This window comes from Maritimibacter sp. DP1N21-5 (assembly GCF_019218295.1).
In the GTDB taxonomy this organism is placed as follows: Bacteria; Pseudomonadota; Alphaproteobacteria; order Rhodobacterales; family Rhodobacteraceae; genus Maritimibacter.
Genome location: NZ_JAHUZF010000002.1, coordinates 140163 through 165581 on the forward strand (window position 1 = coordinate 140163; position 25419 = coordinate 165581).

At 65.0% G+C, this 25419-nt stretch carries 26 protein-coding genes; 20 read left to right on the forward strand and 6 right to left on the reverse strand.

Annotated features, from left to right (window positions below; genetic code table 11):
- Positions 1-171: 171 nt before the first annotated feature.
- Positions 172-1194, reverse strand: a complete 1023-nt coding sequence (locus KJP29_RS01235) for an aspartate-semialdehyde dehydrogenase (protein WP_218461722.1) — start codon at positions 1192-1194, stop codon at positions 172-174.
- 357 nt (positions 1195-1551) lie between these two features.
- Between KJP29_RS01235 and KJP29_RS01240 the strand changes: the two genes are divergently transcribed.
- Positions 1552-2880, forward strand: coding sequence for a DEAD/DEAH box helicase (locus tag KJP29_RS01240; protein WP_218461723.1), 1329 nt, complete (start codon positions 1552-1554; stop codon positions 2878-2880).
- Here KJP29_RS01240 and KJP29_RS01245 read toward each other — a convergent pair.
- Positions 2877-4064 (reverse strand): MFS transporter, encoded by a 1188-nt coding sequence (locus tag KJP29_RS01245; protein WP_218461724.1) that lies wholly within the window; start codon positions 4062-4064, stop codon positions 2877-2879. The two genes, KJP29_RS01240 and KJP29_RS01245, sit on opposite strands and share 4 nt — an antisense overlap.
- A 127-nt stretch (positions 4065-4191) precedes the next feature.
- Here KJP29_RS01245 and KJP29_RS01250 point away from each other — a divergent pair, with 127 nt between their 5' ends.
- The 5 genes from KJP29_RS01250 to recR all read left to right on the forward strand — a co-directional run bounded on the left by KJP29_RS01250 (position 4192) and on the right by recR (position 9044).
- The gene (locus KJP29_RS01250; RefSeq protein ID WP_370630752.1) at positions 4192-4662 is read left to right on the forward strand and encodes a MarR family winged helix-turn-helix transcriptional regulator; all 471 of its coding nucleotides are present in this window, start codon (positions 4192-4194) and stop codon (positions 4660-4662) included.
- A gap of 110 nt (positions 4663-4772) precedes the next feature.
- Positions 4773-5948: an acetyl-CoA C-acyltransferase family protein gene (locus tag KJP29_RS01255; protein ID WP_218461726.1), complete on the forward strand. Its 1176-nt coding sequence runs from the start codon at positions 4773-4775 to the stop codon at positions 5946-5948.
- A gap of 325 nt (positions 5949-6273) precedes the next feature.
- On the forward strand, positions 6274-8016 hold the full coding sequence (locus KJP29_RS01260; protein ID WP_218461727.1) for a DNA polymerase III subunit gamma/tau: 1743 nt from the start codon (positions 6274-6276) through the stop codon (positions 8014-8016).
- A gap of 72 nt (positions 8017-8088) precedes the next feature.
- On the forward strand, positions 8089-8439 hold the full coding sequence (locus KJP29_RS01265) for a YbaB/EbfC family nucleoid-associated protein (RefSeq protein ID WP_218461728.1): 351 nt from the start codon (positions 8089-8091) through the stop codon (positions 8437-8439).
- A gap of 8 nt (positions 8440-8447) precedes the next feature.
- A complete protein-coding gene (recR, locus tag KJP29_RS01270; RefSeq protein ID WP_218461729.1) occupies positions 8448-9044 on the forward strand; it encodes a recombination mediator RecR in 597 nt (198 codons plus the stop codon).
- Positions 9045-9101: 57 nt separating this feature from the next.
- Here recR and KJP29_RS01275 read toward each other — a convergent pair whose 3' ends face one another.
- Positions 9102-9482 carry a nuclear transport factor 2 family protein gene (locus tag KJP29_RS01275; RefSeq protein ID WP_218461730.1) on the reverse strand — a complete coding sequence of 127 codons (381 nt, stop codon included), beginning with the start codon at positions 9480-9482 and terminating at the stop codon, positions 9102-9104.
- Positions 9483-9658: 176 nt separating this feature from the next.
- Here KJP29_RS01275 and KJP29_RS01280 point away from each other — a divergent pair, with 176 nt between their 5' ends.
- The 11 genes from KJP29_RS01280 to KJP29_RS01330 all read left to right on the forward strand — a co-directional run bounded on the left by KJP29_RS01280 (position 9659) and on the right by KJP29_RS01330 (position 18798).
- Positions 9659-10597, forward strand: coding sequence for an ABC transporter ATP-binding protein (locus KJP29_RS01280; RefSeq protein ID WP_218461731.1), 939 nt, complete (start codon positions 9659-9661; stop codon positions 10595-10597).
- A complete protein-coding gene (locus tag KJP29_RS01285; RefSeq protein WP_218461732.1) occupies positions 10594-11355 on the forward strand; it encodes an ABC transporter permease in 762 nt (253 codons plus the stop codon). Before KJP29_RS01280 ends, KJP29_RS01285 begins: the two co-directional genes overlap by 4 nt.
- Positions 11356-11440: 85 nt before the next feature.
- A complete protein-coding gene (locus KJP29_RS01290) occupies positions 11441-12235 on the forward strand; it encodes a S49 family peptidase (protein WP_218461733.1) in 795 nt (264 codons plus the stop codon).
- Positions 12236-12238: 3 nt separating this feature from the next.
- The gene (locus KJP29_RS01295; RefSeq protein WP_218461734.1) at positions 12239-12397 is read left to right on the forward strand and encodes a hypothetical protein; all 159 of its coding nucleotides are present in this window, start codon (positions 12239-12241) and stop codon (positions 12395-12397) included.
- Complete coding sequence (locus KJP29_RS01300) at positions 12394-13356, forward strand: calcium/sodium antiporter (RefSeq protein ID WP_218461735.1); 963 nt, start codon at positions 12394-12396, stop codon at positions 13354-13356. The genes KJP29_RS01295 and KJP29_RS01300 overlap by 4 nt, the downstream gene beginning before the upstream one ends.
- A gap of 44 nt (positions 13357-13400) precedes the next feature.
- On the forward strand, positions 13401-14132 hold the full coding sequence (locus KJP29_RS01305) for an SDR family oxidoreductase (protein ID WP_370630754.1): 732 nt from the start codon (positions 13401-13403) through the stop codon (positions 14130-14132).
- A 345-nt stretch (positions 14133-14477) separates the two neighbouring features.
- Complete coding sequence (uvrC, locus tag KJP29_RS01310; protein ID WP_218461737.1) at positions 14478-16379, forward strand: excinuclease ABC subunit UvrC; 1902 nt, start codon at positions 14478-14480, stop codon at positions 16377-16379.
- A 190-nt stretch (positions 16380-16569) separates the two neighbouring features.
- A complete protein-coding gene (gene pgsA / locus KJP29_RS01315; RefSeq protein WP_218461738.1) occupies positions 16570-17241 on the forward strand; it encodes a CDP-diacylglycerol--glycerol-3-phosphate 3-phosphatidyltransferase in 672 nt (223 codons plus the stop codon).
- A gap of 10 nt (positions 17242-17251) precedes the next feature.
- Positions 17252-17497: a molybdopterin converting factor subunit 1 gene (moaD, locus tag KJP29_RS01320; RefSeq protein WP_218461819.1), complete on the forward strand. Its 246-nt coding sequence runs from the start codon at positions 17252-17254 to the stop codon at positions 17495-17497.
- Between the two features lies 1 nt (position 17498).
- Positions 17499-17939 carry a molybdenum cofactor biosynthesis protein MoaE gene (locus KJP29_RS01325; RefSeq protein ID WP_218461739.1) on the forward strand — a complete coding sequence of 147 codons (441 nt, stop codon included), beginning with the start codon at positions 17499-17501 and terminating at the stop codon, positions 17937-17939.
- A gap of 64 nt (positions 17940-18003) precedes the next feature.
- Positions 18004-18798, forward strand: a complete 795-nt coding sequence (locus KJP29_RS01330) for a hypothetical protein (RefSeq protein ID WP_218461740.1) — start codon at positions 18004-18006, stop codon at positions 18796-18798.
- A 21-nt stretch (positions 18799-18819) separates the two neighbouring features.
- Here the strand turns inward: KJP29_RS01330 and KJP29_RS01335 are convergent, their stop codons facing one another.
- The 3 genes from KJP29_RS01335 to ubiA form a co-directional block, all read right to left on the reverse strand.
- Positions 18820-19146: a hypothetical protein gene (locus KJP29_RS01335; RefSeq protein ID WP_218461741.1), complete on the reverse strand. Its 327-nt coding sequence runs from the start codon at positions 19144-19146 to the stop codon at positions 18820-18822.
- Positions 19147-19158: 12 nt separating this feature from the next.
- Complete coding sequence (locus tag KJP29_RS01340) at positions 19159-21690, reverse strand: OmpA family protein (RefSeq protein ID WP_218461742.1); 2532 nt, start codon at positions 21688-21690, stop codon at positions 19159-19161.
- Between the two features lie 66 nt (positions 21691-21756).
- Positions 21757-22719: a 4-hydroxybenzoate octaprenyltransferase gene (ubiA, locus tag KJP29_RS01345; protein ID WP_255553383.1), complete on the reverse strand. Its 963-nt coding sequence runs from the start codon at positions 22717-22719 to the stop codon at positions 21757-21759.
- 15 nt (positions 22720-22734) lie between these two features.
- On the opposite strand from ubiA, the gene KJP29_RS01350 reads away from it, so the two are divergent.
- From KJP29_RS01350 to KJP29_RS01360, 3 genes are all read left to right on the forward strand, one after another.
- Complete coding sequence (locus KJP29_RS01350; RefSeq protein WP_218461744.1) at positions 22735-23454, forward strand: 16S rRNA (uracil(1498)-N(3))-methyltransferase; 720 nt, start codon at positions 22735-22737, stop codon at positions 23452-23454.
- Entirely contained in the window at positions 23451-23960 is a 510-nt protein-coding gene (locus KJP29_RS01355; RefSeq protein WP_218461745.1) for a hypothetical protein, read from the forward strand. Before KJP29_RS01350 ends, KJP29_RS01355 begins: the two co-directional genes overlap by 4 nt.
- A gap of 73 nt (positions 23961-24033) precedes the next feature.
- A complete protein-coding gene (locus tag KJP29_RS01360) occupies positions 24034-25404 on the forward strand; it encodes a glutamate--cysteine ligase (RefSeq protein ID WP_218461746.1) in 1371 nt (456 codons plus the stop codon).
- Positions 25405-25419: the final 15 nt, after the last annotated feature.

Consider the following 25419-nt stretch of genomic DNA (forward strand, 5'->3'; position numbering starts at 1 on the left):
CCTTTCGACAGTGTTGCCGCCGAAGCTATCCCCTGCGCCGGACCCCGCCTAGTGGCCCCGCAACCGTCGGCGCTTCTTCACCTACGCCCGGATCTGGCCGGAGCGCCCGAAACGAAAAACGCCGCCGGGGTCTCCCGCGGCGGCGTCCTTTGGATCGGTCCAATAGAGGGATTAGCCCTTCTTGAGGACCTCGCGCCCCAGAAGCTCGGCAATCTGAACGGCGTTCAGTGCGGCCCCTTTGCGCAGGTTGTCGGACACGCACCAGAAGTTCAGGCCGTTCTCCACGGTCGGGTCCTGACGGATGCGCGAAATGAAGGTCGCGAAGTCGCCCACGCATTCCACCGGCGTGACGTAACCACCGGGTTCACGCTTGTCGACGACTAGGATGCCGGGGGCTTCGCGCAGGATGTCGCGGGCCTCGTCCTCGTCGAGGAATTCCTCCGTCTCGATGTTCACCGCTTCCGAATGGCCAACGAAGACCGGAACGCGCACGCAGGTCGCCGTCACCTTGATCGAGGGGTCGACGATCTTCTTCGTCTCGACGACCATCTTCCATTCCTCTTTGGTCGAGCCGTCTTCCATGAAGACGTCGATCTGCGGAATGACGTTGAAGGCGATCTGCTTCTGGAATTTCGCGGGGTCTTTTTCCTGACCCGGCACATACATGCCCTTGGTCTGGTCCCAGAGCTCGTCCATGCCTTCCTTGCCCGCGCCCGATACCGATTGATAGGTCGAGACGACGACGCGCTTGATCTTGGCGCGGTCGTGGAGCGGCTTCAGGGCCACCACCATCTGCGCGGTCGAGCAGTTCGGGTTCGCGATGATGTTCTTGTTCTTGTAGTCGTGGATCGCCTGCGGGTTGCACTCCGGCACGATCAGCGGGATCTCGGGGTCGTAGCGATAGAGCGACGAGTTGTCGATCACGACACAGCCGGCCTTGGCCGCGACGGGCGCATATTTCTTCGTGGCGTCCGAGCCGATCGCGAAGAGCGCGATATCCCAGCCCGTGAAGTCGAAGGTGTCGAGGTCCTTGGTCTTCAGGGTCTTGTCGCCAAAGCTCACCTCGGTTCCCAGCGACCGGCGCGACGCGAGCGCCGCGATCTCGTCGACCGGGAACTGGCGCTCGGCCAGGATGTTGAGCATTTCGCGGCCCACGTTACCCGTGGCGCCACAGACGATGACCTTGTAGCCCATGTGGCTCTCCTTCGCGTGTGTCAAAAGTCCGGGGGGAAATACAGGAACCGCCCCCGCTTTGAAAGGGGACAATGCGCGGGGTCCCATGATGTTTCATGAAGATATCCATTGACTTTGCACATGCAGCAACCGATATGGCCCTTATCCCGAGTGCGGCCGCGTGAGCCGCCGTCGCGTCAGAAAGACGAAAATCGATCCAGCGACAGGTCGGGCCATCACATCAGTTCCCACGTCACGCAGGGGGGCTTCGCGCCGGACGGTGATGGGCATGAGCCGCGTCACGAGGCCGCGCGTCCCATGCGAAGACGGCGCGGCGCACGCGCCGGACAGGCGACATATGCGCGCCAGAAAGACATTATGACCAAATTTTCCGATCTCGGGCTCGACCCGAAACTCCTCGCCGCAATCGAAACGGCGGGCTACGACAAACCCTCGCCCATTCAAGAGCAGGCCATCCCGCTGGTGCTCTCGGGCCGCGATGTCATGGGCCTCGCCCAGACCGGCACCGGCAAGACGGCCGCCTTCGGCCTGCCGCTCATCCATACCCTTATGAACCAGCCGGGCAAACCGATGCCCAAGACGGTGAAGGCCCTCGTGCTCGCCCCGACGCGCGAACTGGTGTCGCAGATCGCCGACAACCTGCGCATCTATGCCAAGGGCACGAAGCTTTTCGTGGGCACCGTGGTGGGCGGTCTGTCGATCAACAAGCAGGCGCAGATGCTCACGAAGGGCGTCGACATCCTCGTCGCCACGCCCGGCCGGCTCATCGACCTGATGGACCGCGGCGCGGTGCGCCTGGGCGAGACGACCTTCCTCGTCCTCGACGAGGCCGACCAGATGCTCGACATGGGCTTCATCCATGCCCTGCGTCAGATCGCGCCGAAGCTCGGCACGCCGCGCCAGACCATGCTTTTCTCCGCCACCATGCCGAAGCTCATGGAAGAACTGTCGCGGTCCTATCTGACCGACCCCGCGAAGGTGCAGGTGGCCGCCCCCGGCAAGGCCGCTGACAAGATCACCCAGGGCGTGCATTGGGCCCAGTCCAAGGGCGAGAAGCTCGACCTCCTGATCAGGTATCTGTCGAAAGAGCCCGACTCGCTGTCGCTCGTCTTCGGGCGCACCAAGCATGGCTCGGAAAAGCTGAAGCGGCAGTTGGAAGAGGCGGGCTTCAAGGCCGTCTCGATCCACGGCAACAAAAGCCAGGGCCAGCGCGACCGTGCGTTGCAGGCGTTCCGAGACGGCGACGCCCGCGTGCTCGTGGCGACGGATGTGGCTGCGCGCGGGATCGACATTCCCGGCGTGTCTCATGTCTACAACTTCGACCTGCCCGAAGTGCCCGAGAACTACGTCCACCGGATCGGCCGCACGGCGCGGGCCGGTGCCGATGGCGATGCCATCGCCTTCGTGACCGGGGACGAGATCGGGCTTCTCAAGCAGATCCAGAAGGTCATGAAGATCGACATCCCGGTTCTGGGCGGCACCCGCCCCGAAGAGGTCGAGCCCGAGAAAAAACAGCGTGGACGCGGCGGACGCCGGGGTGGCGGCGCCGGTGGCAATGGTGGCGGCAACGGCGGTCACAAGGGCGGGCAGCGCTCGTCCAAGCCGAAGTCGGCGGCCCAGGGCAAGCCCGCGAACGGTGGCGGCCAGCGCAGCCGCAGCCGCCGTCGTGGGGCCAAGGCGGCCTAGGTCGTCGTATCCCGGCTGAAGAGATAGACGATGCAGCCCCCCAGCACGGCGAGGGCATAGAGCAGCAGGATTGCTTCATAGGGCGCGACCGGTTCGGTCGCGCCCGTTTTCGTCGCGGCATAGAGCCCGCCGGTGACGAACTGGAACAGCGACACGCCCCCGATCCCCATGAGGTTGATGAGCGTCACGCCCTGGCCGGTCAGATGCGGCGGAAAGAACGCCCGCGCATGTGCCATGATGAGGGGGAAGGACGCCCCGAAGAACCCGATAGCGGTCAGGAGGATGGTGGTCGTCACCACGCCGCCCGCAGGGATCGCCCAGAGTGTGAAGAGCGCGGCGGACGAGCAGAGGTTGCCCGCGAAGATCACCCACTTGCGTGTGCGAAACAGCCGGTCCGCCGGCCCATAGGCAAAGTTGCCCGCGATCATCCCCAACGCCATGACCAGCGTCACCATGCCGATCCCCTCGGGTCCCATGCCGTAGACGTCTTCGAGAAAGGGCCCCGACCAAAGGCCCCGAAGACCCGCGGCGGGGGCGTAGTTCACGAGTTGCATCGGCAGGATGAACCAGAGAGCGGGAATCGCCAGAAGGGTCAGGACCGAACCGCGCGGCGCCGGGCCCTCGTGGACCAGGGCGGGCGGGTCGCGCACAAGCACAGCGAGGACCAGCGCGACGGTGGTGGAGATGACCGCGAGCGCCCCCATGGTTTCGCGCCAGCCGAAGGTGTCGACGCTCCAGGCCATCGGGTAGGAGGCGATCAGGTTTCCGAAGGTGCCGACCCCCAGCACGATCCCGGCGAGCGTGCCGAAGACGCGCGGCTCGTAGATGCGGGCAAAGGTGAAATAGGCTGCCATGAGCACGGGTGAGCAGCCGACCCCGATGAGCGCCATCGCGAGGCTCACATGCCCGGGTCCCTGCGCGAGGGCGAAGACAGCGGCCCCGCCGCCCGCGCCCAGCCCGAAGAGGATCGAGGCCGTGCGCCGCGGGCCGATGTGATCGAGCAGCCATCCCACCGGAAGCTGCATCCCGGCAAAGACGAGAAACCAGAGCCCAGATGCGGCCGACAGGTCTTCGGGTGTCGCGCCGATGTCGGACCCCAGGACGGGGGCCATGACGGCGAGGAATGCGCGATAAAACTGCGACAAGACATAGGCGACCACCAAGGTCACGATTCCGGCCCGCATGCGATCCTCCCCCGCCGACACGTCCGAGCGAGACAACACGCGAACGCGCGCCTTCGCAACCCCGCGCGCGCGGCTTGCATGGAGCCACGTAATCCCTTTTGATCGGAACGACCTTCTGGAGACCGACGTGACCGCATTCAAACTCGATGATTTTCTGCCTTATCAACTGGCCGTCCTGGCGCGCGCCGTGAGCGCGGGTTTCTCGCGCCACTACCGGGAACGCTACGGCATCACGGTGGCCGAGTGGCGCGTCGTCGCCCATCTGAGCCAAGAGGACGCCGTTTCCGTGCGCGAGATCACGGTGCGCGTCGGGCTCGACAAACCCAAGGTCAGCCGCGCGGCCTCGCGGCTTGAGGCGGCGGGCTATGTCACCAAGGTCACCAATGAACTCGACCGGCGCCTTGTGGCCCTGAGCCTGACCGACAAGGGGCGCGACATGGTCGAAACGCTCACGCCGCTTGCCGATGCCTATGACGCGGAACTGCGAAAGGTGCTGGGCGGCGACGACAGTCTTTTTCGCGAACGGGTGGCCAAGCTCACGGCATACGCACGAGACAGGGCGCCCGGCGGATCCGAACGGGACGTCGACACGGACTGAGTGTTTTCTGTCCCATGATGGCCTGACGGGGCGTCACCGCGCAGAATGGGACATTCGCACTGGACATCCGCGCACGAGCCTTCAGGTTCGGCGCAACATTGGAGGATATCATGGAAGACATCGTCATTCTGGGCGGCGCACGCACCGCCATCGGCACCTTCGGCGGCAGCCTCGCCGGCATCCCGCCCATCGACCTCGGCGCGACCGTGGCCAAGGCGGCACTGGAACGCTCCGGCGTCGAAGGCGGCCAGATCGGGCATGTGGTCTTCGGCCATGTGATCAACACCGAACCCCGTGACATGTATCTCAGCCGCGTTGCCGCGATGCAGGCCGGCGTGCCGGAGACCACCCCCGCGATGAATGTGAACCGCCTCTGCGGATCGGGCGCGCAGGCCATCGTCTCTGCCACCCAGTCGCTCATGCTGGGGGATGCGGATTTCGCCCTTGCCGGCGGAGCGGAGAGCATGAGCCGCTCGCCCTTCATCCTGCCCGCCGCGCGCTGGGGCCAGAAGATGGGGGATGTGAAATCGCTCGACATGATGCTGGGGGCGCTCAACTGTCCCTTCGGCACGGGGCACATGGGCGTCACGGCTGAAAACGTCGCCCGCGAGAACGGCGTGAGCCGTGCGGATCAGGACGCCTTCGCGCTCGAGAGCCAGACGCGCGCGGCCCGTGCCATCGAAAAGGGTATCTTCAAGGACCAGATCGTGCCCGTCGAGATCCCCTCGCGTCGCGAGACGGTCCAGTTCGATACCGACGAACACCCCAAGGCGACGAGCGCCGAGGCGCTGGCCGGGTTGCGGCCGGCCTTCGAGAAGGACGGGACGGTGACAGCCGGAAACGCGTCGGGCATCAACGATGGGGCCGCGGCCATCGTGCTCGCCCGCGCCTCGGCGGCAGAGAAGGCGGGCCTCTCGCCGAAGTTCCGCGTATTGGGCTATGCCCATGCCGGCGTCCGGCCCGAGGTCATGGGCGTGGGCCCGATCCCGGCCGTGCGCGCGCTGATGGAGCGCACCGGTCTGAAGGTCGCAGATTTCGACGTGATCGAGTCGAACGAGGCCTTCGCCGCGCAGGCGCTCGCCGTTTCCAATGACCTTGGGTTCGACCCGGCCAAGGTGAACCCCAACGGCGGCGCCATCGCGCTGGGCCACCCGGTCGGTGCGACCGGGGCGATCATCACGATCAAGACGATGTACGAACTCGAACGCACGGGGGGCAAGATCGGCCTCATCACGATGTGCATCGGCGGCGGGCAGGGGATCGCCATCGCCATCGAACGGCTCTGAGCCGACAGACGTGACGAAACGGGGCCGTCCTTGAGGCGGCCCTTTTTCTTTGCGGGGTGGCGGATCCTGCGGAGGCGAGTGATGCTCTGCCAACGGCTGCGGCTGCGCAATACGCGATTCCAGGATTCCGGAATTCCAGAATCCTGAGATCTTTAAGGCTCTGAAATTAAGACATTTTCAGAAGTCGCCTTAACGAAGTCCTTAACGCCAGGAGTAGGCGCGCCCGAAGCCGCTCCTGAAAAACCGACCCGTACCGGCCCCGCCCAACCCAACTGGACCTCGCCCTCCGGACCCCCTACATTCACCCGGACACGACGAGGGACCCATGTCAGACACCACCGCCTATCAGGTGCTCGCCCGCAAATATCGCCCCGAGACCTTTGCCGACCTGATCGGGCAGGGCGCGATGGTGCGCACGCTGAAGAACGCCTTCGCGGCGGACCGGATCGCGCAGGCCTTCATCATGACGGGGATTCGCGGGATCGGGAAAACGACGACGGCCCGGATCATCGCCAAGGGGATGAACTGCATCGGACCCGATGGGACCGGCGGGCCGACGGTTGAGCCCTGTGGCCAATGCGAGCATTGCGTGGCGATTGCCGAGGGGCGGCATGTCGATGTGATGGAGATGGACGCGGCCTCGCGCACGGGCGTGGGCGACATTCGCGAAATCATCGACTCGGTTCACTACCGCGCCGCCTCGGCCCGCTACAAGATCTACATCATCGACGAAGTTCACATGCTGTCCACGAGCGCCTTCAACGCGCTTCTGAAGACGCTTGAGGAGCCGCCGGCCCATGTGAAGTTCATCTTCGCCACGACCGAGATCCGCAAGGTGCCGGTCACGGTCCTGTCGCGCTGCCAGCGCTTCGACCTCAGGCGGATCGAACCCGAGGACATGATCGCCCTCCTGCGCAAGATCGCCACGAAAGAGAACGCCGAAATCGCCGACGATGCCCTCGCGCTGATCACACGCGCGGCGGAGGGGTCGGCGCGGGATGCGACCTCGCTCCTCGATCAGGCAATTTCCCACGGGGCCGGCGAAACGACGGCCGAACAGGTCCGTGCCATGCTGGGTCTTGCCGACCGGGGGCGGGTGCTCGACCTCATGGACATGATCCTCAAGGGCGACGCGGCGGGGGCACTGACCGAGTTGGGTCAGCAATATGCGGACGGAGCCGACCCGATGGCTGTCCTGCGCGACCTCGCCGAGGTCACTCATTGGGTGAGCGTCATCAAGATCACGCCCGAGGCCGCCGAAGACCCCACCGTATCGCCAGACGAACGCGCGCGGGGGCAGGGGATGGCCGAGGCGCTTCCCCAACGGGTGCTCGCCCGCATGTGGCAGATGCTCTTGAAGGCCATCGAAGAGGTCGGCGCGGCGCCCAATGCCATGATGGCGGCCGAAATGGCGGTGATCCGGCTTACCCATGTGTCGGACCTGCCTTCGCCCGAGGAACTTGTGAAACGGTTGCAGGATGCGCCGCCCCCGCCGCCGCCTTCGGGCGGTGGTGCCCCGATGGGCAATGGCGGCGGCGCGATGGGCGGTTCGGGCGCCTATTCCGGCGCGCGCACCGGTGGTGGTTCTGGCGGCACCGTCACCGCGCTTGCCGCCCAGACCGAACATGCGCTCGCCCGGTTCCAGACCTTCGAAGCGGTCGTCGCGCTGGTGCGCTCGAACCGCGACATGGTGCTTCTGAACGACATCGAGAAATACATCCGGCTCGCCGCCTATCGGCCCGGCTTCATCGAGTTCACGCCGACGCCCGAGGCCCCCGCGGACCTCGCCGCGCGTCTGGCGAACCGCCTGCAAGGCTGGACCGGCGTGCGCTGGGGCGTCTCGGTGACCAGCACCTCCGACGCGCCGACGCTCTACGAGACCCAGAACGCCGACGAACTGGCCCGCCGGAAAGAGGCCGAGGCACATCCCCTGGTGCAGGCCGTGCTCGCTGCCTTTCCAAAGGCGCGGATTGCGGACATCCGCACGCCGGAAGCCGCCGAGGCCGAAGCCGCCGTGGAGGCGCTGGCGGAAGTCGAAGATGAATGGGATCCCTTCGAGGATCAGTGAGTTGCACGGCCTGACGGGCGACCCGATATAGGGTCCAGACGGATCAAGGCCAAACGGATCAAGGAGAGAGCAATGCTCAAGGGACTAGGCGGGCTTGGCGATATGGCCAAGATGATGAAGGCCGCACAGGAAATGCAGGGCAAGATGGCCGAGATGCAGGAGCGGCTCGACACGATCACCGTGACCGGGGAATCGGGCGCGGGGCTCGTCAAGGCGACGGCGACCGCGAAGGGCGAATTGACCGGGCTCGACATCGATCCCCAGATTTTCGACCCGAACGAAAAGGAAGTGGTGGAGGACCTGATCCTCGCCGCGATCAAGGACGCGCAGGTCAAGGCGAGCGAGCGTTCGGCGCAGGAGATGCAACGGATCACCGAGGAGCTTGGCCTGCCCGCAGGTATGGGCAATCCCTTCGGCGGCTGACCCCTTCCATGTCCGACACCCCGCGTGAGATCGACAACCTGATCGACCTGATGGCCAAGCTGCCGGGGCTCGGCCCCCGCTCGGCCCGCCGGGCGGTGCTCCATCTTATCCGCAAGCGGGCGTTGCTTCTTACGCCCCTCGCCGATGCCATGCACGAGGTCGCAGCCTCCGCGCGGGAGTGCATTACCTGCGGCAACATCGGCACGACGGCGGTCTGCGACATCTGCGCCTCCGAGAAACGCGCTAATGGAGAGCTTTGCGTGGTCGAGGATGTGGCGGACCTCTGGGCGATGGAACGGGCGCAGGTCTTCAAGGGCAAGTATCACGTGTTGGGCGGCACGCTGTCGGCGCTGGACGGGATGGGCCCCGAGGAGCTTCGGATTCCGAAGCTGATCGCGCGGGTGGCGGATGAAAACGTGTCCGAGGTGATCCTCGCGCTCAACGCCACCGTCGAGGGCCAGACGACGGCGCATTACATCGCGGAGGAATTGGAGGGGCGCTGTTCGGTGACGACACTGGCGCAGGGCGTGCCCATCGGTGGCGAGCTCGACTATCTCGACGATGGCACGATTACGGCGGCGTTGCGAGCACGGAAGTCGGTCTAGAGCATGTCTCGCTTGGCCGCTTGGCGGTCTGCCGATGCGAGCGAGAGGCTCACCGGATTACGACTTGATCGGCTCCTGCTTGTGGCTCGCGAGAAGCCAGTCGCCGCCCATCTTCACATAGGTGCTTTCGCATCGGGCGAGGTAGCTCGCTGCGCCGTCCTTCCAGCCTTCGGCGCGGTAGGTGAGGCGGACCTTGTTGCCAAGGGTCTCGCGGGTTTTATCGAAGAACACCACCCGGTCCCAGCGCGGCGCGTTTTCGAGTGCGGCCAGCACCTGCTCGCCCTTCAGAAGTCCGGTGGGCTCGGGAAAGGACATCACCGCGTCAGGCACCATATGAGCCCGGTAGTAGTCCGGCCCCTCGAGCCAGAAGTTCTCCTCTTCGCCCCAGAAATGCGCCGATGCTTCGGGAGCGGCTGACGTGTCGTCTGAGTAGGTCATGTCTTTGCAACGCGAAGCGGGCCGAAAGGTTCATGACGCGCGCCGATGTGCGCAACGTAAGTCCGCCCTGTGCGCAGCCAACCTTGCAAGAGGGGTGGCGCGCCGGGTCCGCGCGCCCTACCTATGGCCGACGTGTTGGCGCAAACATGAAAAGACCGACGATCAGGAGGGGGACGATGGCACCGATCATTTCCATCAAGGGGCTCGAAAAGACCTATGACAACGGGTTCCAGGCCCTGAAAGCTGTCGACCTCGACATCGAGGAAGGCGAAGTGCTCGCACTCCTCGGTCCCAACGGGGCGGGCAAGACCACGCTCATTTCCATCGTGACCGGCATGGCGAACAAGACCGGCGGTTCCGTGACGGTCGGCGGCTATGACACCGTCAATGATTTCCGGAAGGCGCGCGACCTGATCGGGCTCGTTCCGCAGGAGATGAACATCGAGGTCTTCGAGAAGGTCATCGCGACCGTGCGCTTTTCGCGTGGGCTCTTCGGTAAACCGAAGGACGACGCGAAGATCGAGGAGGTGCTGAAGAGTCTGACCCTCTGGGACAAGCGCGACAACAAGTTGCGCGAACTGTCCGGCGGCATGAAGCGCCGGGTCATGATCGCCAAGGCGCTTTCCCACGAGCCGCGTATCCTGTTTCTCGACGAACCCACCGCCGGGGTGGACGTCGAGCTGCGCAAGGAGATGTGGGAGGTGATGAAGGCATTGAAGGCCGCGGGCGTGACCATCATCCTCACCACCCACTACATCGAAGAGGCCGAGATGATGGCCGACCGCGTCGCGGTGATATCCAAGGGCGAGATCCTTCTGGTGAAGGAGAAAAACGAGCTGATGAAGTCCCTCGGCAAGAAGGTTCTGACCATAGAACTCGACCAGACCCTGTCCGGGGTACCCCCGGACCTTGCCGCCAAGGGCGTGGAACTTGGCGAGGACGGCACGAGCCTCGTCTACACTTACGACACGGCGGCGCCGCAGACCGGGATCACCGATATTCTCGCGGGCCTGCGCGCATCGGGGCTGCAACTCTCCGACATCTCCACCAGCCAATCGAGCCTCGAAGACATCTTCGTCGGCCTCGTCCATGAACAGAGGGAGGACGCGGCATGAACTGGACCGCGATCGGCGCCATCTACAAATTCGAAATGGCGCGTACCTTCCGGTCGATCTGGCAGAGCGTGGTCAGCCCGGTGGTTTCGACCTCGCTCTATTTCGTGGTCTTCGGTGCCGCCATCGGCAGCCGCATCGAGACGGTCGAGGGCGTGCAGTATGGCGCTTTCATCGTGCCGGGCCTGATGATGCTCCAGATGCTCATGCAGTCGGTGACCAACGCAGCGCTGGGTATCTATTTCCCGAAGTTCATCGGCACGATCTATGAGCTCCTCTCGGCGCCCGTGTCGACCAAGGAGATCGTGATCGGTTACGTAGGGGCGGCGGCGACCAAGTCGATGATGATCGGCCTCATCATCCTGGCCACCGCGGCGCTCTTCGTGGATTTGCAGATCCAGCATCCCTTCGCGATGCTCGCCTTCATGGTGCTGACCTGCTTCAGCTTTTCGCTTCTGGGGTTCATCATCGGAATCTGGGCAGGGAACTTCGAGCAATTGAACCTGATCCCCATGCTGGTGATCACGCCGCTGGTGTTCCTGGGCGGGGCCTTCTACTCGATCTCGATGCTGCCCGAGGCCTGGCAGACCATCGCGCTCTTCAATCCCGTAGTCTATCTCGTCTCCGGGTTCCGCTGGTCGTTTTTCGGGATTTCCGACGTGTCGGTAGGGATTTCGCTCGCCGCGATCGCGGTGTTCCTCGTGGTCTGTCTGGTGGTGATCAACGCGATCTTCCGGTCGGGCTGGAAGATCAGAACCTGACGTGACCCGGCGTTTTCGCCACAGGGTCGTTTTATAGCGCCTCCCGCCCTTGCAGGGGCAGGGGGGCGGTTCTACATCGCTCCGCATGAAGCGCTTCATTCCGTTCATGAAACCGGACCCGATGGTTGCGGTCATACGCCTTCACGGCACGATTTCCACCGGCGCACGTGGGCAGTTGAGCGATCACAGCCTGGGCCCGGTGATCGAACGCGCCTTCAAGCGCAAGCCAGCCGCGGTGGCGCTCTCGGTCAATTCGCCGGGCGGCAGTCCCGTGCAATCCTCGCTCATCGCGGCGCGCATCCGGCGTCTGGCCGACGAGAACGAGGTGCCCGTCTATGCCTTCGTCGAGGATGCTGCCGCCTCGGGCGGCTATTGGCTCGCCTGTGCGGCGGACGAGATCTATGCCGACCGGTCCTCGATCGTGGGCTCCATCGGCGTCATCATGGCGAGCTTCGGCTTTGCGGATTTCATCGGCAAGCACGGTATCGAACGGCGCGTCTACACCTCGGGCGAGAGCAAGTCGCAGCTCGATCCCTTCCGCCCCGAAAACCCCGAGGACGTGGCCCGGATCAAGGCGCTCGGTGGCCAGATCCACGAGGCCTTCATCGACCATGTGAAAGCCTCCCGGGGCGTGCGGCTGGCGGACGAGCCCGCCGTGTTCTCGGGCGAATTCTGGGCGGGCGAACGTGCGCGGGAGCTTGGGCTCGTTGACGGAATCGAACATCTGGTACCCTTTATGAAGACGAAATTCGGGAAAGACGTGAAGTTTTCCGTCTTTGGCCCCAAGAAGTCGCTCTTCAAACGGTTTGGCGCGCAGGTCGCGTCGGAGACGCTGGATGTGCTCGACGACCGACTCGCCTGGTCGCGGTTCGGTCTCTGATCCATGATCAAGATCATCTCCGTCTTCCTCATTTTCATGCTGGTGCTCGCCATGTTCGGGCGTCTGCGCTTTCCCGGCCAACAGAAACTCCAGGACGCGAAATGCCCCAAGTGCGGGCGGTTCCGGCTGGGCAAATCCCCCTGTCCCTGCGGTAAGTCATGATCGTCAATCTTCTTCTCGTGGCCCTCGGGTTGGTCATCCTTCTGCTGGCAGGCGACAGCCTCGTGAAGGGGGCGGTGAACCTCGCGCTTCGGGCCGGGATTCCGGCGCTCATCGTGTCCCTCACGATCGTGGCCTTCGGGACTTCGGCGCCCGAGCTTCTGGTGTCGATCAAGGCGGTGCTCGACGGAGCGCCCGGGCTTGCGCTGGGCAATGTCGTGGGGTCGAACATCGCCAATGTGCTCTTGGTGCTTGGCGTGCCCGCATTGTTTTTCGGGCTTTCCACCCGCGACTGCGACAGCCGTGACAGCTTCATCCAGATGATGGTGGCGACGGTGCTCTTCGTTACGCTGGCGGCGCTTTTTGGCGGTTTCGGCTGGGTGCAGGGCGTGATCCTGCTGGCAGGCCTCGCCTTCATGCTCGCCCATGCCTTCCGCGAGTCGATGCGCCACCGCCGTGCCGGGCAGGCCGTCGAAGGCGATGAACTGGACGAGGTCGAGGGTGCGGACCCAGACCTTGCCGGCTGGAAGATCGGCCTCTTCCTCGTGATCGGCCTCGTCGGTCTTCCTATCGGGGCCAATCTCCTCGTCGAGAACGCGACCGAGATCGCCCGCGTTCTGGGTGTGTCGGAAACCGTGATCGGCCTGACGCTGGTCGCCGTGGGCACCTCGCTTCCCGAACTCGCGACCACGGTCATGGCGGCCTACCGGCGTCAGACCGACGTGGTCTTGGGCAACGTCATCGGCTCGAACATGTTCAACCTTCTGGGCATCATCGGTGTCGCGGCCTTCGTCGGGCGCATCCCGGTGGATCCGCTCATGCTGCGCTTCGACATGGTCGTCATGTTCGCCTCCTCGCTTCTGCTCGCGCCCTTCGTCTTCAAGGGCTGGTACATGGGCCGGGTCTGGGGCACCGCGCTGGTGGCGCTCTATGCGCTCTACACCGTCATGGTGATCCTGTGAGCGCTGCGCTGGTGACAGGGGCCGGAGGGCGGCTCGGGCGGGCTATGGCGCTCTATTTGGGCCAGCGGGGCTACGAAGTGGCCGTGCACTATTCCGGGTCCGAGGACGGTGCCGAGGAAACCGCCCGTGCCCTGCGGGATATGGGCGTTTCCGCCGCCACGCTACAGGCCGATCTTCTGGACATGGAGGCCACGCAGGCCCTCGTGCCGCGCGCGTCGGAGGCGCTGGGCAAGCCGCTTACCGTCCTTGTGAACTCGGCCTCGATCTTCGAGCACGACGGGTTCGACGACGCCACGCCCGAAAGCTGGGACCGCGCGATCAACTCGAACCTCCGTGCGCCCTTCTTCCTGACCCAGTCCTTCGCCGACCAAGCCCCTCGTGCCATCCCCGACGACCGGGGCGAGCCGGTCGCACAGGCGCTGGTCCTGAACATGATCGACCAACGGGTGAAGAAACTGACCCCGCATTTCGCCAGCTACACCATCGCCAAGATGGGTCTCTGGGCCATGACCCAGACTGCGGCCCGCGCGCTGGCGCCTCATGTGCGGGTGAACGGCATCGGACCAGGACCCACCCTCCAGGGTGCACACCAGGGTGCCGAGGACTTCGCCGAACAGCGCGCAAACACGGTCCTCGCCCGTGGCTCGAACCCCGAGGATATCTGCGCGGCGCTGGGCTACTTCCTCGATGCGCGCGCCGTAACCGGACAGATGCTCGCAGTCGACGGCGGACAGCATCTCGCCTGGCAGACACCGGATCTGACGTCACGGGATTGACGCGCATCGCGGGCGTTTCAGGGGCGTGATTCCGGCCGCAATTGCCATTCTCCAAGCGAAACCTGCGACAAGTTGTGCACTTTGGCGAAGACTTGCCCAAATCCAACCTCCTTTATCCAGCAATTTCATGCCTTTACATTTCCTTTACTTTTTTCTCCAATGTTATCAGAGTTTTATATTGTCGCCTAAAAATTAGGCAGCGCGATCCGGGGCCAGTGAAACAAGGGAAATTTCCACGGATAATGAATTGCTCCCCGGACTTATCCACAGAAACTGTGGAGTTGTTTGCTCTTGCCGCCGTCCTACCTACATTGCAGCCAAGCCGGGAATCAGTGGACCGATCCAATGGACGAAACAGGCCAGAACCCTACGTCGCCGGATGGCACGCCTCAGGGCCCCGAGGGGCGTCGTGGCCATGCGCTCATCGGGGATTACGTGCGCAAGCTCGATAATTCGCCCGGCGTCTACCGGATGCTCGATGACAAGGGCCGGGTGCTCTATGTGGGCAAAGCGAAAAGCCTGAAGAACCGGGTCTCGAATTACGCAAATCGCACCGGCCATTCCGCCCGTATCGCGCGGATGATTTCGCAGACGGCGAGCATGATGTTCCTGACCACGCGCACCGAAACCGAGGCGCTGCTGCTCGAACAAAACCTCATCAAGCAACTCAAGCCGCATTTCAACGTGCTCCTGCGCGACGACAAGTCGTTTCCGAACATCCTCGTGACCAAGGACCACGGCTTTCCGCAGATCCGCAAACATCGCGGCGCGAAGAAGACGAAGGGAGCCTACTATGGCCCGTTTGCTAGTGCGGATGCGGTCAATCGAACATTGAACCAGCTTCAGAAGGTTTTTTTGCTGCGCAACTGCTCGGACGCGATGTTCGAAAGTCGCACGCGGCCCTGTCTTCTCTACCAGATCAAGCGGTGTTCGGGGCCCTGTGACGGACGGGTGTCCCAAGCCGATTACGCCGAGCTTGTGAAGGACGCCGAGCGGTTCCTGTCGGGCAAATCGACCAAGGTGCAATCCGAGCTTGCGGCCGAGATGCAGAAGGCCTCGGCGGAGATGGAGTTCGAGCGCGCCGCCATCCTGCGCGACCGGATCGCGGCGCTCACCCGCGTGCAGTCGTCGCAGGGCATCAACCCGCGCGGCGTGACCGAGGCTGACGTCATCGCGCTCCACATGGAGGGGGGCCAGGCCTGCGTGCAGGTATTCTTCATCCGGGCGAACCAGAACTGGGGCAACCGCGACTTCTACCCCAAGACCGGGGCGGGCGCGGGCGAGGCCGAGGTGTTGCAGGCCTTCATCGGCCAGTTCTACGACACCAAGGACCCGGCGCGGCTGCTGCTCCTGTCCCACGACATCGAGGACCGCGAGTTGATGGCGGGCGCTCTGGGCGAAAAACTCGGGCGCAAGGTCACGATCGAAGTGCCCCAGCGGGGCGAGAAGATGGAACTCATGGCCAATGCTGCGCGGAATGCGCGTGAATCGCTGGGCCGCAAGATGTCGGAAAGCGCGACCCAAGCGCGGCTGCTCGACGGGTTGGCCGAGGCCTTTGCGCTCGATGGTCCGCCCAAGCGGATCGAGGTCTACGACAACTCCCACATCCAGGGCGCCCATGCGGTCGGCGCCATGATCGTGGCCGGGGCCGAGGGATTCCTGAAGTCGCAATACCGTAAGTTCAACATAAAAGGCGAAGAGCTGACCCCCGGCGACGACTTCGGCATGATGAAAGAGGTGTTGACCCGGCGTTTCAAGCGGCTCCTGAAGGAGGATCCGGATCGCCAGACCGAGGCCTGGCCCGACCTCCTCCTCATCGACGGCGGGGCGGGGCAGGTGTCGGCGGTGAACCAGATCATGGAGGATCTGGGGGTCGAGGACATCGCCATGGTGGGCGTCGCCAAGGGGATCGACCGGGACGCCGGCAAAGAGGAGTTCCATCGGCATGGTGAGCGGCCCTTCGCGCTCAAACGCAACGACCCCGTGCTCTATTTCGTCCAGCGCTTGCGCGACGAGGCGCACCGTTTCGCCATCGGCACGCATCGTGCGAAACGGGCCAAGGCGATCTCGGCCAACCCGCTGGACGACATTCCCGGCGTGGGCGCGGGCCGCAAGAAAGCGCTTCTGAGCCATTTCGGAAGCGCCAAGGCCGTGTCCACCGCGTCGCTTGAGGATTTGCAGAACGTCACCGGAATTTCCGAGGCACTGGCCGAAACCATCCACGGTTTCTTCCATGAAAGAGGATAGGCAGACCGGGTCCTTCCTTCATCGCTTCAAAAATACCTTGGAGAGGGGTTTGGGGAGAGGCAAAGCCTCTCCCCAAGGCGGTCGCCCGGCGCGGCGCGCAGGGCGAAACATTCACGGCGCCGGGCGCGTTGAGGGCATCCGGCACGAATGTGTGCTTTCCCCCGCCCGCGCCAAAGGCTAGATCACCCCTATGACCTGGACGATCCCGAATATCCTGACCGTCGGGCGGCTCATTGCGGTGCCGCTCCTGCCGGTCATGTTCCTGTTCTTCTACCGCCCCTACGCCGACTGGTTCGCGCTCGTCGTGTTCATCGTGGCGTCCGTCACGGACTATGTGGACGGCTATCTCGCCCGGGCCTGGTCGCAGGAAAGCCGCTTCGGGGCGGCGATGGACCCCATCGCGGACAAGGCGCTGGTGCTGACGGCGCTTCTGGTGATTGCCGCCTATTCCGGGCTTGCCGTCTGGATCATCCTGCCCTCGGCCATCATCATCTTCCGCGAGGTCTTCGTCTCGGGCCTGCGCGAGTTTCTGGGCGACCAGGCTCGCGCGCTCAAGGTCACCAAGATCGGCAAATGGAAGACGACGGTCCAGATGGTCGCGCTCACGTTCCTTTTCGCCAAGGGCGTTTTCGAGCATTATGTCGGCATGCAGGCCACCGGCATGGCGCCCGAGGTCTTTGACAGCGTGATCGCGGGCGAGCGGACAGACCACCTTGGTCTTGGCTGGAAGATGCAGGTCATGGTCTGGTCGGGCAACATCGGTGTCGTGCTCTTGTGGGTCGCGGCCCTGCTGACCGCAGTGTCGGGCTACGACTACTTCCGCAAGGCCTGGCCCTATCTGAAGGAGAAGCCGGATGTCTGATCGGACAGAGGTGGACGTGATGTATTTCGCCTGGGTGCGCGAACGGATCGGGGAACCCCGTGAACGAGTGGAGACCGGGGCTGCGACCGTGGCCGATCTGGTCGAGGAACTGAAAGCGCGCGAACCGCGCTACGAGGCGGCCTTTGCCGACCTTTCGGCGCTGCGCGTGGCGCTGGATCAGGAACTGTCGGATTTCGACGCGCCGCTTGCCGGTGTGCGCGAGGTCGCCTTTTTCCCCCCGATGACGGGCGGCTGAGATGCCCACCGTCCGCGCTCAGTCCGAACCCTTTTCGCTGGGGGAGGAGGCGGAGGCTTTCGCCCGGGGCCGCACCGATGCGGGCGGGATCGTGACCTTCACGGGCGTGGTGCGCGACACCGGTGGCCTGTCGCGGATGGAGATCGAGCACTACCCCGGCATGACCGAGAAGGCGATCGCCGCCATCGTGGAACAGGCGATGGACCGATGGGATCTGGCCGATGCGCTGGTGATCCACCGCTTCGGCACCTTGGCGCCCGGCGAGCGCATCATGATGGTGGCCACCGCCAGCCGTCACCGCGTGGCCGCTTTCGAAGCGGCGGAGTTCCTGATGGACTACCTCAAGTCCCGCGCGCCCTTCTGGAAGAAGGAATTCGGGGCAGACGGCGAAGCCTGGGTCGCGGCGAAGGACGAAGACGAGGACGCGCTGTCGCGCTGGTGAGCGTTTCACACCCGAGCGGAGGGTCGTTCACCTGATCCTAACGAACGGGCGCCAGACTTGGCCCATGTTCGGAACGACGATCTTTTCCAGCGACAATCTGCGGGCCACGCTTTTCGGCGGCGGCGGGCGCGACGTGATCTTCACCTTCGATCACTGGCGGTGCGACCGGGCCGGGTTCGTCCAAGCCGCGCCGGCACGGGGATTCGTGGACGCGGGTTTCGATCACATCCGCATCCAGTCCGCGCATAACGACTGGTTCCTGAACCCTGACCTTCCCGCTCTGCTCGATGCGGTGGAAGGGGCGAGCGGTCCCTACCGTACCCGCCGGGGTGTCGGGTATTCCATGGGGGGATATGGGCTTTTGATCCTGAGCCGGGCCATCTCGCTCGATCAGGCATTGTTTTTGTCTCCGCATACCACGCCGCTGCCGGACCTGCCCTCACGGCACCCGTTGGGGGACCTGCGCTATCTTTCCGGGCAAGCCGACGCGGATTTCCTGCGCCACGCCCATGGCATCATCCGCGACAGCGGCCGTCGACGGGGCGAGGTGGCGGTGCTCTACGACCCGCTCGTGCCCGGCGACCAGGCCCAGGCGCGCGAGGTCAAACGCCTGTTTGTGGCCCCGCGCATGATGGCACTGGGCGGAGCGGGGCATCCGGTGACCGGTCGCTTGTCCAAGGAGATGGCGGTGCGCCTCGTCCATGGGGCGATCACCGGGCCACACCTGTGCGAAAATACGGTGAGCCGGGCCATCGTGCGGGCCATCCGTCTTGGCGCGCGGAAAAAGCTCTGGAGCGCATCGCCACCCTTAAGGGCTCCGACCGGCTTGCAGATCAGCGTCAACGGGCAGGCCACGTAGGTGCCGGCACACACCCGACGATCAGCCCGCGTTCATCCGTTCGATATAGGCGCGCAGTTCCTCGGCCTCCTGCCGGGCCGAGCGAAGACCGTCCATCGCGGCGCGCAGTTCCGCTTCAGTCTGGTGCTGCTGGTTGGACAGCTCCGATTCGCGCTGCTGCAGATAGGTGATCGCCTGATCGCGGGTTTCTTCCGCTTCATGCAGGGCCTGTGCCATGCGATCGAGCTCGCCCATTTCCGCCCCCGAGACGCGGGTGAAGCGATGGATCAGCCAATAGGCGAACCAGCCGAGCGCGAAGGCGATGAAGAGAATGATCGCTGTGACAATGATGAACTCGGCGCGGTTCATATGTTCCTATCCCTATCGGTCCGGACGCGGCGGGGGGCGAACCCCTTCCAGCTCCGGATGCACGACGACGGGCGGGCCCAGGGTCGTGGTGTCGGTTGCAGTCTGGTCCGTTTCCCCAGCGTTTTCAACGGTATCTTCAGTCGTTTCCGCTGTTTGCTCGACCGGTACGGCCCCTTCCGTGCCGTCGTCCGTGGTGGCGAGCGTGCCGGTGTCGTCGCCCGCAAGCGCGTCGCTCGCAGTCTCTTCGGCCTCGGTCTCTTCTGGCGCGTCGGTCACCGGGGCGTCAGGCGCGGCGAGTTCGCCGGCGTCCTCGCCCTCCGTGTCGACGAGCTCGGCCTCATCTGCCGGGATCGTCTGGTCGGCGTCGGCCGTGGCGCTGTCGTCACCTGAGCCTTCTGTCCCAGCAGGAACCGCCTCGTCTTCAGGCGCTTCGTCCGCCCCATCGTCCGCCGCGCTCTCGTCCGCAGTCGTTTCGCCTTCCGGACCTGCATCGCCGGGCACATATATTTCGTCGTCTACCGTCGCTTCGGTGTCTTCGGCGGGCGGCTCATCGCCCGAACCCTCATCTCCTGAAGCCTCATCCGTGCCTGCCTCTTCGCCCGCAGCAGCGGCGGCCTCGAGCACGCTTTCGGGGCGCGGGCGGGGGCGGATGGCGGCGAGTTCGGCATTCGAGGGGGTGCCTTCTTCGATGACCTCGGTGCCCTCGGCCATCAGGGCGCCGGTCTCCGGCAGTTCCGCGCTGCCGATCAGGCGGAACTCGATCCGGCGGTTGTCCTCGCGACCTTCTTCGGTGTCGTTGTCGCCGATAGGCTGTTCTTCGCCATAGCCATGGGCCGTCAGGTTCGCGGTCAGGATGCGCCGCGCGAGCAGCGCGTTCAGGACCGAGTTCGCTCGTTGCTGCGACAGCGACTTGTTCAGCTCTTCGCTGCCCTGGCTGTCGGTATGCCCGCCGATCTCCATGGGTGCGTCGGGACAGTTGCGCAGGATATCGGCGATCTTGTCGATGGTCGGGGCGGCGCGGGCCTCGATCTCGACCGAGCCGGGGGCGAAGGTGATCTTGGCGCCGCGCATCACATCGTTGATCTGCGCCACGCATTCCTCGGGAGAGGGCAGGTTCGCCTCGGGATCGAGCGCTTCGTCATAAGTGACGTTGACGCGGAAGTCCTGCGACGTGCCGAGCTTGTCAGACAGGATGCGGCTAATCTCGTCCGAGGCACCCTGATCGCCGGTGCTGCCGCGCAGTTCGACGATGTCGGGCTTCACGGTCGCGGTGCCACTGTCGAGATAGGACAGCGCTTCGACTGCGACCAGCACACGGTTCGACCAGCCCGGCGGCAGGTCGGGGTCGAGCCGGGTCGCGGCATAGACCCGGTCCATACCGAAGCGCGACCGCGCAACGGTTTCGGTAATGGCGCGGTCCTGTTCGCTGGCCACGCGGCCACGCAACTGGACCTGTCCTTCGGACGACAGGGTCGCGACGAATTCCTCGGCGCCCTGCTGGGCCGCGTCTTCGCGCGCGGTCTTGGAGGCATGCAGGGAAAAGACGTCAGGCAGGTCGGTCTCGAGCTCGCCCACGACGCGGTCGAAATTCCGCTGTTCGACCGATGCGGCGGCGACGAGCGATACATCGGCGTCGGAAAAGGTAATGGTGCCAGCGCCAAGCTCGCGCAGGGCGGCGATGCCCATGGCGACGGCATCGGGCCAGTCGGGCGAGGGCACGCCGAGGCCGATGGTGCAATTGGGCCGGCCTTCGACCCCGGCGGCGATTCCGGCAGCGACGATCCTGGTCCGGCCCTGTTCGGTATGGGCGGTGCAGGCGTCGAACCGCGCGCCGTCCTCGTCGATGACGAAGCGGGCGGTAAAGGGGGTGATCACCGGGCGTGGCGCCGAGATGTTGAGGGCGAGCCTGAGGCCTCCCGGTGCCCGGCGGGCGAGGTCGGTTTCCCAGGCCTTCTTCTGGGCCTCGCTGTCGGCGATGGCCTCGATCTCCACCCGGGAGGCGTCCATGGAGATCTTGGAGCGCGGCAGTTCCTCGAGCGCGCTGATCGCGAAGTCGAGCACGGCGTCCCAGCCCTCGGGCACGGCGTAGTCCGCGCTTTCCAGGAAATCCGCTACCGCACGGTCAGGATTGATGCGCCCGATCCGGCGGCCAAGCTCCTCGCGGTCGGTGGCGGCGGGCACGAGGCCGATCATCGAGATGCCGGCGTCGTTGCGCAGGATCTCGACCGAGAAGCGCGGCGGGGTCACCGCCTTGGCGCTGGGCACTTCCATCCGGTCGATGACGCGCGAACTGTCGACCTCGCCGCCGGCGACCGATATCGCCTTGAAGCGCGCGTTCTCGGACGGGGCCATGCCGGTTAGGATGACCTGAAGCCCGTCGGTTTCGACCGTGGCCCAGTCCTCGCCCTGCAAGATCAGCGCGTTCTCGATGGCCGATTTCGATACCCGTTCGATCGCGCCCACCGCGCTCCAGGCCGCGATGATCGCGATCAGGGCAGCGGCGACAAAGACCGCGGGGGCCAGAAGGGCTTTCGTAAGGCGCATATGGGCTTGGATTCCCGAGCAGTCAGAAACGTTGGTTTCCTTAGGGCGCTTTGGCCGGGGGTGCAATCAAAGGAAAAGTGCAGCGGCAAGAAACGGCACAGGCAGCAGGCCCGCGTTCCGGTTCGACCGGAAAAGCCTGAGGCAGGTGTCGGGATCGTCGATGTCGAGCACGCGCATCTGCCAGGACATGTGCCAGCCCACCGCCCAGGGCGCGGCGAGCGCGACGATTAGCGCGAGAGTTGAGCGCCCGGGCAGATAGGCCAGCACCACGGCGAGCATCATGAGCGTGACGGTGAGAACGAGAAAGCCCAGCAGGAACCGCGGGGTCGCGGCACCAAAGAGGCGTGCGGTGGATTTCACGCCGATGAGCGCGTCGTCTTCCTTGTCCTGATGCGCATAGATGGTGTCGTAGAAAAGCGTCCAGCTCCCCCCCGCGAAATAGAGCGCGACGGCGGGCCAGCCGAGGCTGCCGGTATGGGCGGTATAGGCCAGAAGCGCGCCCCAGTTGAAGGCGATGCCGAGAAAGACCTGCGGCCACCAGGTGAAGCGCTTCGCAAAAGGATAGATCGCGACCGGGGCGAGCGCGACGATGCCGAGGATTATGGCGGCGGTGTTGAAGCTGATCAGGATGAAGAAGGCGACGAGCGACTGGATCACGAGCCATGCCATGGCCTGTGCCACGGTCACCTGACCCGAGGGAATCGGTCGCGACCGGGTGCGCGCCACGCTGCCGTCGATATGGCGGTCGGTGATGTCGTTCCAGGTGCACCCCGCACCGCGCATCAGGAAGGCGCCAATGGCGCAGCCGACGGCGATCCACAGGTCATGAAGCCGCATCGTGCCGGTCTGACCCATCCCGAGGAGCAGCCCCCACCAGCAGGGCAGGAGCAGGAGCCATGTGCCGATCGGCCGGTCGGCGCGCGATAGGCGCAGGAAGGGGCGAAGCCGGGCAGGTGCATGGCGGTCGACCCAGTTGCCGGAATAGGCATCGGCTACCGTGCCCTCTGGCATCCCCTGTTTCGTCGCCATAACGTGCCTCCCATGATGGACCGAGCGAAAATCCGGCTCTTTGTAGAGCACCCATTGGCCGAGGGGCAATCCGTCGATCTGACGCGGGAGCAGGCGCATTACCTTTTCGGGGTGATGCGGCAGGCCGTCGGGGGGCAGGTCGCACTGTTCAACGGGCGTGACGGCGAGTGGACCTGCGAGATTACCGAGGCCGGAAAGCGCGGCGGTGTGCTGACCTGTCTGGGGCAGGCGGCGGCGCAACTCGACCCGCCGGACCTTTGGCTCATGTTCGCGCCGATCAAGAAGTCGCGGACCGACTTTATCGTGGAGAAAGCCGCCGAGATGGGGGCGAGGCGGATCGTGCCGGTCCTGACCGAGTTCACCAATGCCGAACGGGTCCGCGTGGATCGGTTGCAGGCCCACGCGGTCGAAGCGGCCGAACAATGCGGCGGCACCTTCGTGCCCGAGGTCGCCGATCCGGTGAAGCTTGACCGGCTGCTCGCGGGCTGGGACGACCGGCGGATCATGTTCTGCGACGAGGCGCTGGTGGGTCGGGACGCGGCGCTCGCGGGCGACGGTGGATCCTGGGCGATCCTCATTGGGCCGGAAGGCGGGTTTTCCGGGGCCGAGCGCGCGCGGCTTCACGGCATGGACCAAGCCGTCGCGGTCTCGCTCGGACCTCGCGTGCTGCGCGCAGATACGGCTGCTGTGGCGGCGATGACGCTCTGGCAGGACCGTCTGGGAGACTGGCGATGAGTTTTCTCCGGCCCGAGGCGGTTGCCGGACTGTCCCGCTGGCGCGAGGCCCTGATCGGGGGCGTCGTCATTGCCATTGGCCTGTGGTGGGCGCTGACCGGCCTTGGACTTGTCGTCTGGCTCGGTGCTCTGGTGGCGGTGGTCGGTGCGGCGCTTCTGTGGTCGGGTGTGCAGCGGGGGCGGTTTCGCACGGCATCCGGGGGGCTTGGCGTGGTCGAAGTGACCGAGCGGCAGGTAACCTATCTGTCCCCGGTCGGGGGCGGGGTGGCGAGCGTCGAGGCCCTGACGCAGGTGGATATCGCCCGCGACAGGGCCGGGGCTGCGATCTGGCGGCTGATGACCGGGACCGAGGTCCTGACCATTCCCGCCGCGGCGGAAGGGGCGGGGGCGCTTTTCGACGTGCTGACGCAGCTGCCCCGCGCCGACATGGAAGCCGCGATCCGCGCATTGCATGCCCCACCGGCGCAGGCGGTGACTGTCTGGGGACATCGGGTGCGGCTCAACTGACGGCGCTTGGGGCGGATTGACACCCGGCGCGCAATCGCCCAACGGTTAGGCCCGATCAGAAGAAGAGTTTCCCATGTCGATACCACAGTCCGGTGGCGGGCCGATCACCGACCCGAACCAGCTTGCCGAATACCTCGAAAGCGGGTGCAAACCCAAGGAAGACTGGCGGATCGGGACCGAGCACGAGAAATTCGGCTATGTGAAGGACACGCTGGAGCCCTTGCCCTATCACGGGCCATGCTCGGTTGTCGCCATGCTCGAAGGCCTGCGGGACGATTTCGGCTGGAAGCCGATCCTCGAAGGGGACGCGCTCATTGGTCTGGAAAAGGACGGGGCGAACGTGAGCCTCGAGCCGGGCGGGCAGCTCGAGCTGTCGGGTGCGCCGCTCGTGACCATCCACCAGACCTGCGACGAGGTGAACACCCATCTCGACGAGGTGCGCACCATCGCCGACCGCATCGGTGCCGGATTCATCGGGTTGGGCGCGGCGCCGCATTGGCGTCACGATGACATGCCGCGCCTGCCGAAAGGGCGCTATGCCCTCATGACCGATTACATGGGGCGCGTCGGCACCCATGGGACCCAGATGATGTATCGGACCTGCACGGTTCAGGTGAACCTCGACTTCGCCTCCGAGGCCGACATGGTCCAGAAGTTCCGGGTCGCGCTCGCGCTGCAACCCGTGGCCACCGCGCTCTTCGCGACCTCGCCCTTCTTCGAGGGTAAGCTCAATGGCCACAAGTCGTGGCGTTCCCGGATCTGGCGCGGACTCGACGACGCGCGCACCGGGATGCTGCCCTTCGTCTTTGAAGAGGGCATGGGGTTTCAGCGCTATGTGGACTACGCGCTCGATGTGCCGATGTATTTCGTCTACCGCGACGGGAAGTACATCGACGCGCTCGGCCAGTCTTTCCGCGACTTCCTGAAGGGTGAATTGCCCGCGCTGCCCGGTGAAGTGCCGACGCTGTCGGATTGGGCCGATCACCTGACCACAATTTTCCCCGAGGCGCGGATCAAGAAGTTCATGGAGATGCGCGGGGCCGATGGGGGTCCGTGGCGCAAGATCTGCGCGCTGCCTGCGCTCTGGACCGGGCTTCTCTACGATCAGGTCTCGCTCGACGCGGCCTGGGACCTTGTCAAAGGCTGGGACGCCGAGACGCGCGAGGAACTGCGCGTCGCCGCCAGCGTGGATGCGCTCGATGCCGAGGTCGGGGCGCTAAAGATGAAGGATCTCGCCGAACAGGTGCTCGACATCTCGCGCGCCGGTCTGAAACGGCGGGCCATGCCGGGCTTCGGAGGGATGGTCCCCGACGAGCGCCATTTCCTCAACACGCTCGAGGACATGGTCGAAGAGGGTGCGACGCAGGCCGACGAGATGATCGCGCGGTTCGAAGGGGATTGGAACGGCGACGTGACGCGGGTCTTCGGAGAATACTCCTACTGACGGCACGACCCGGGG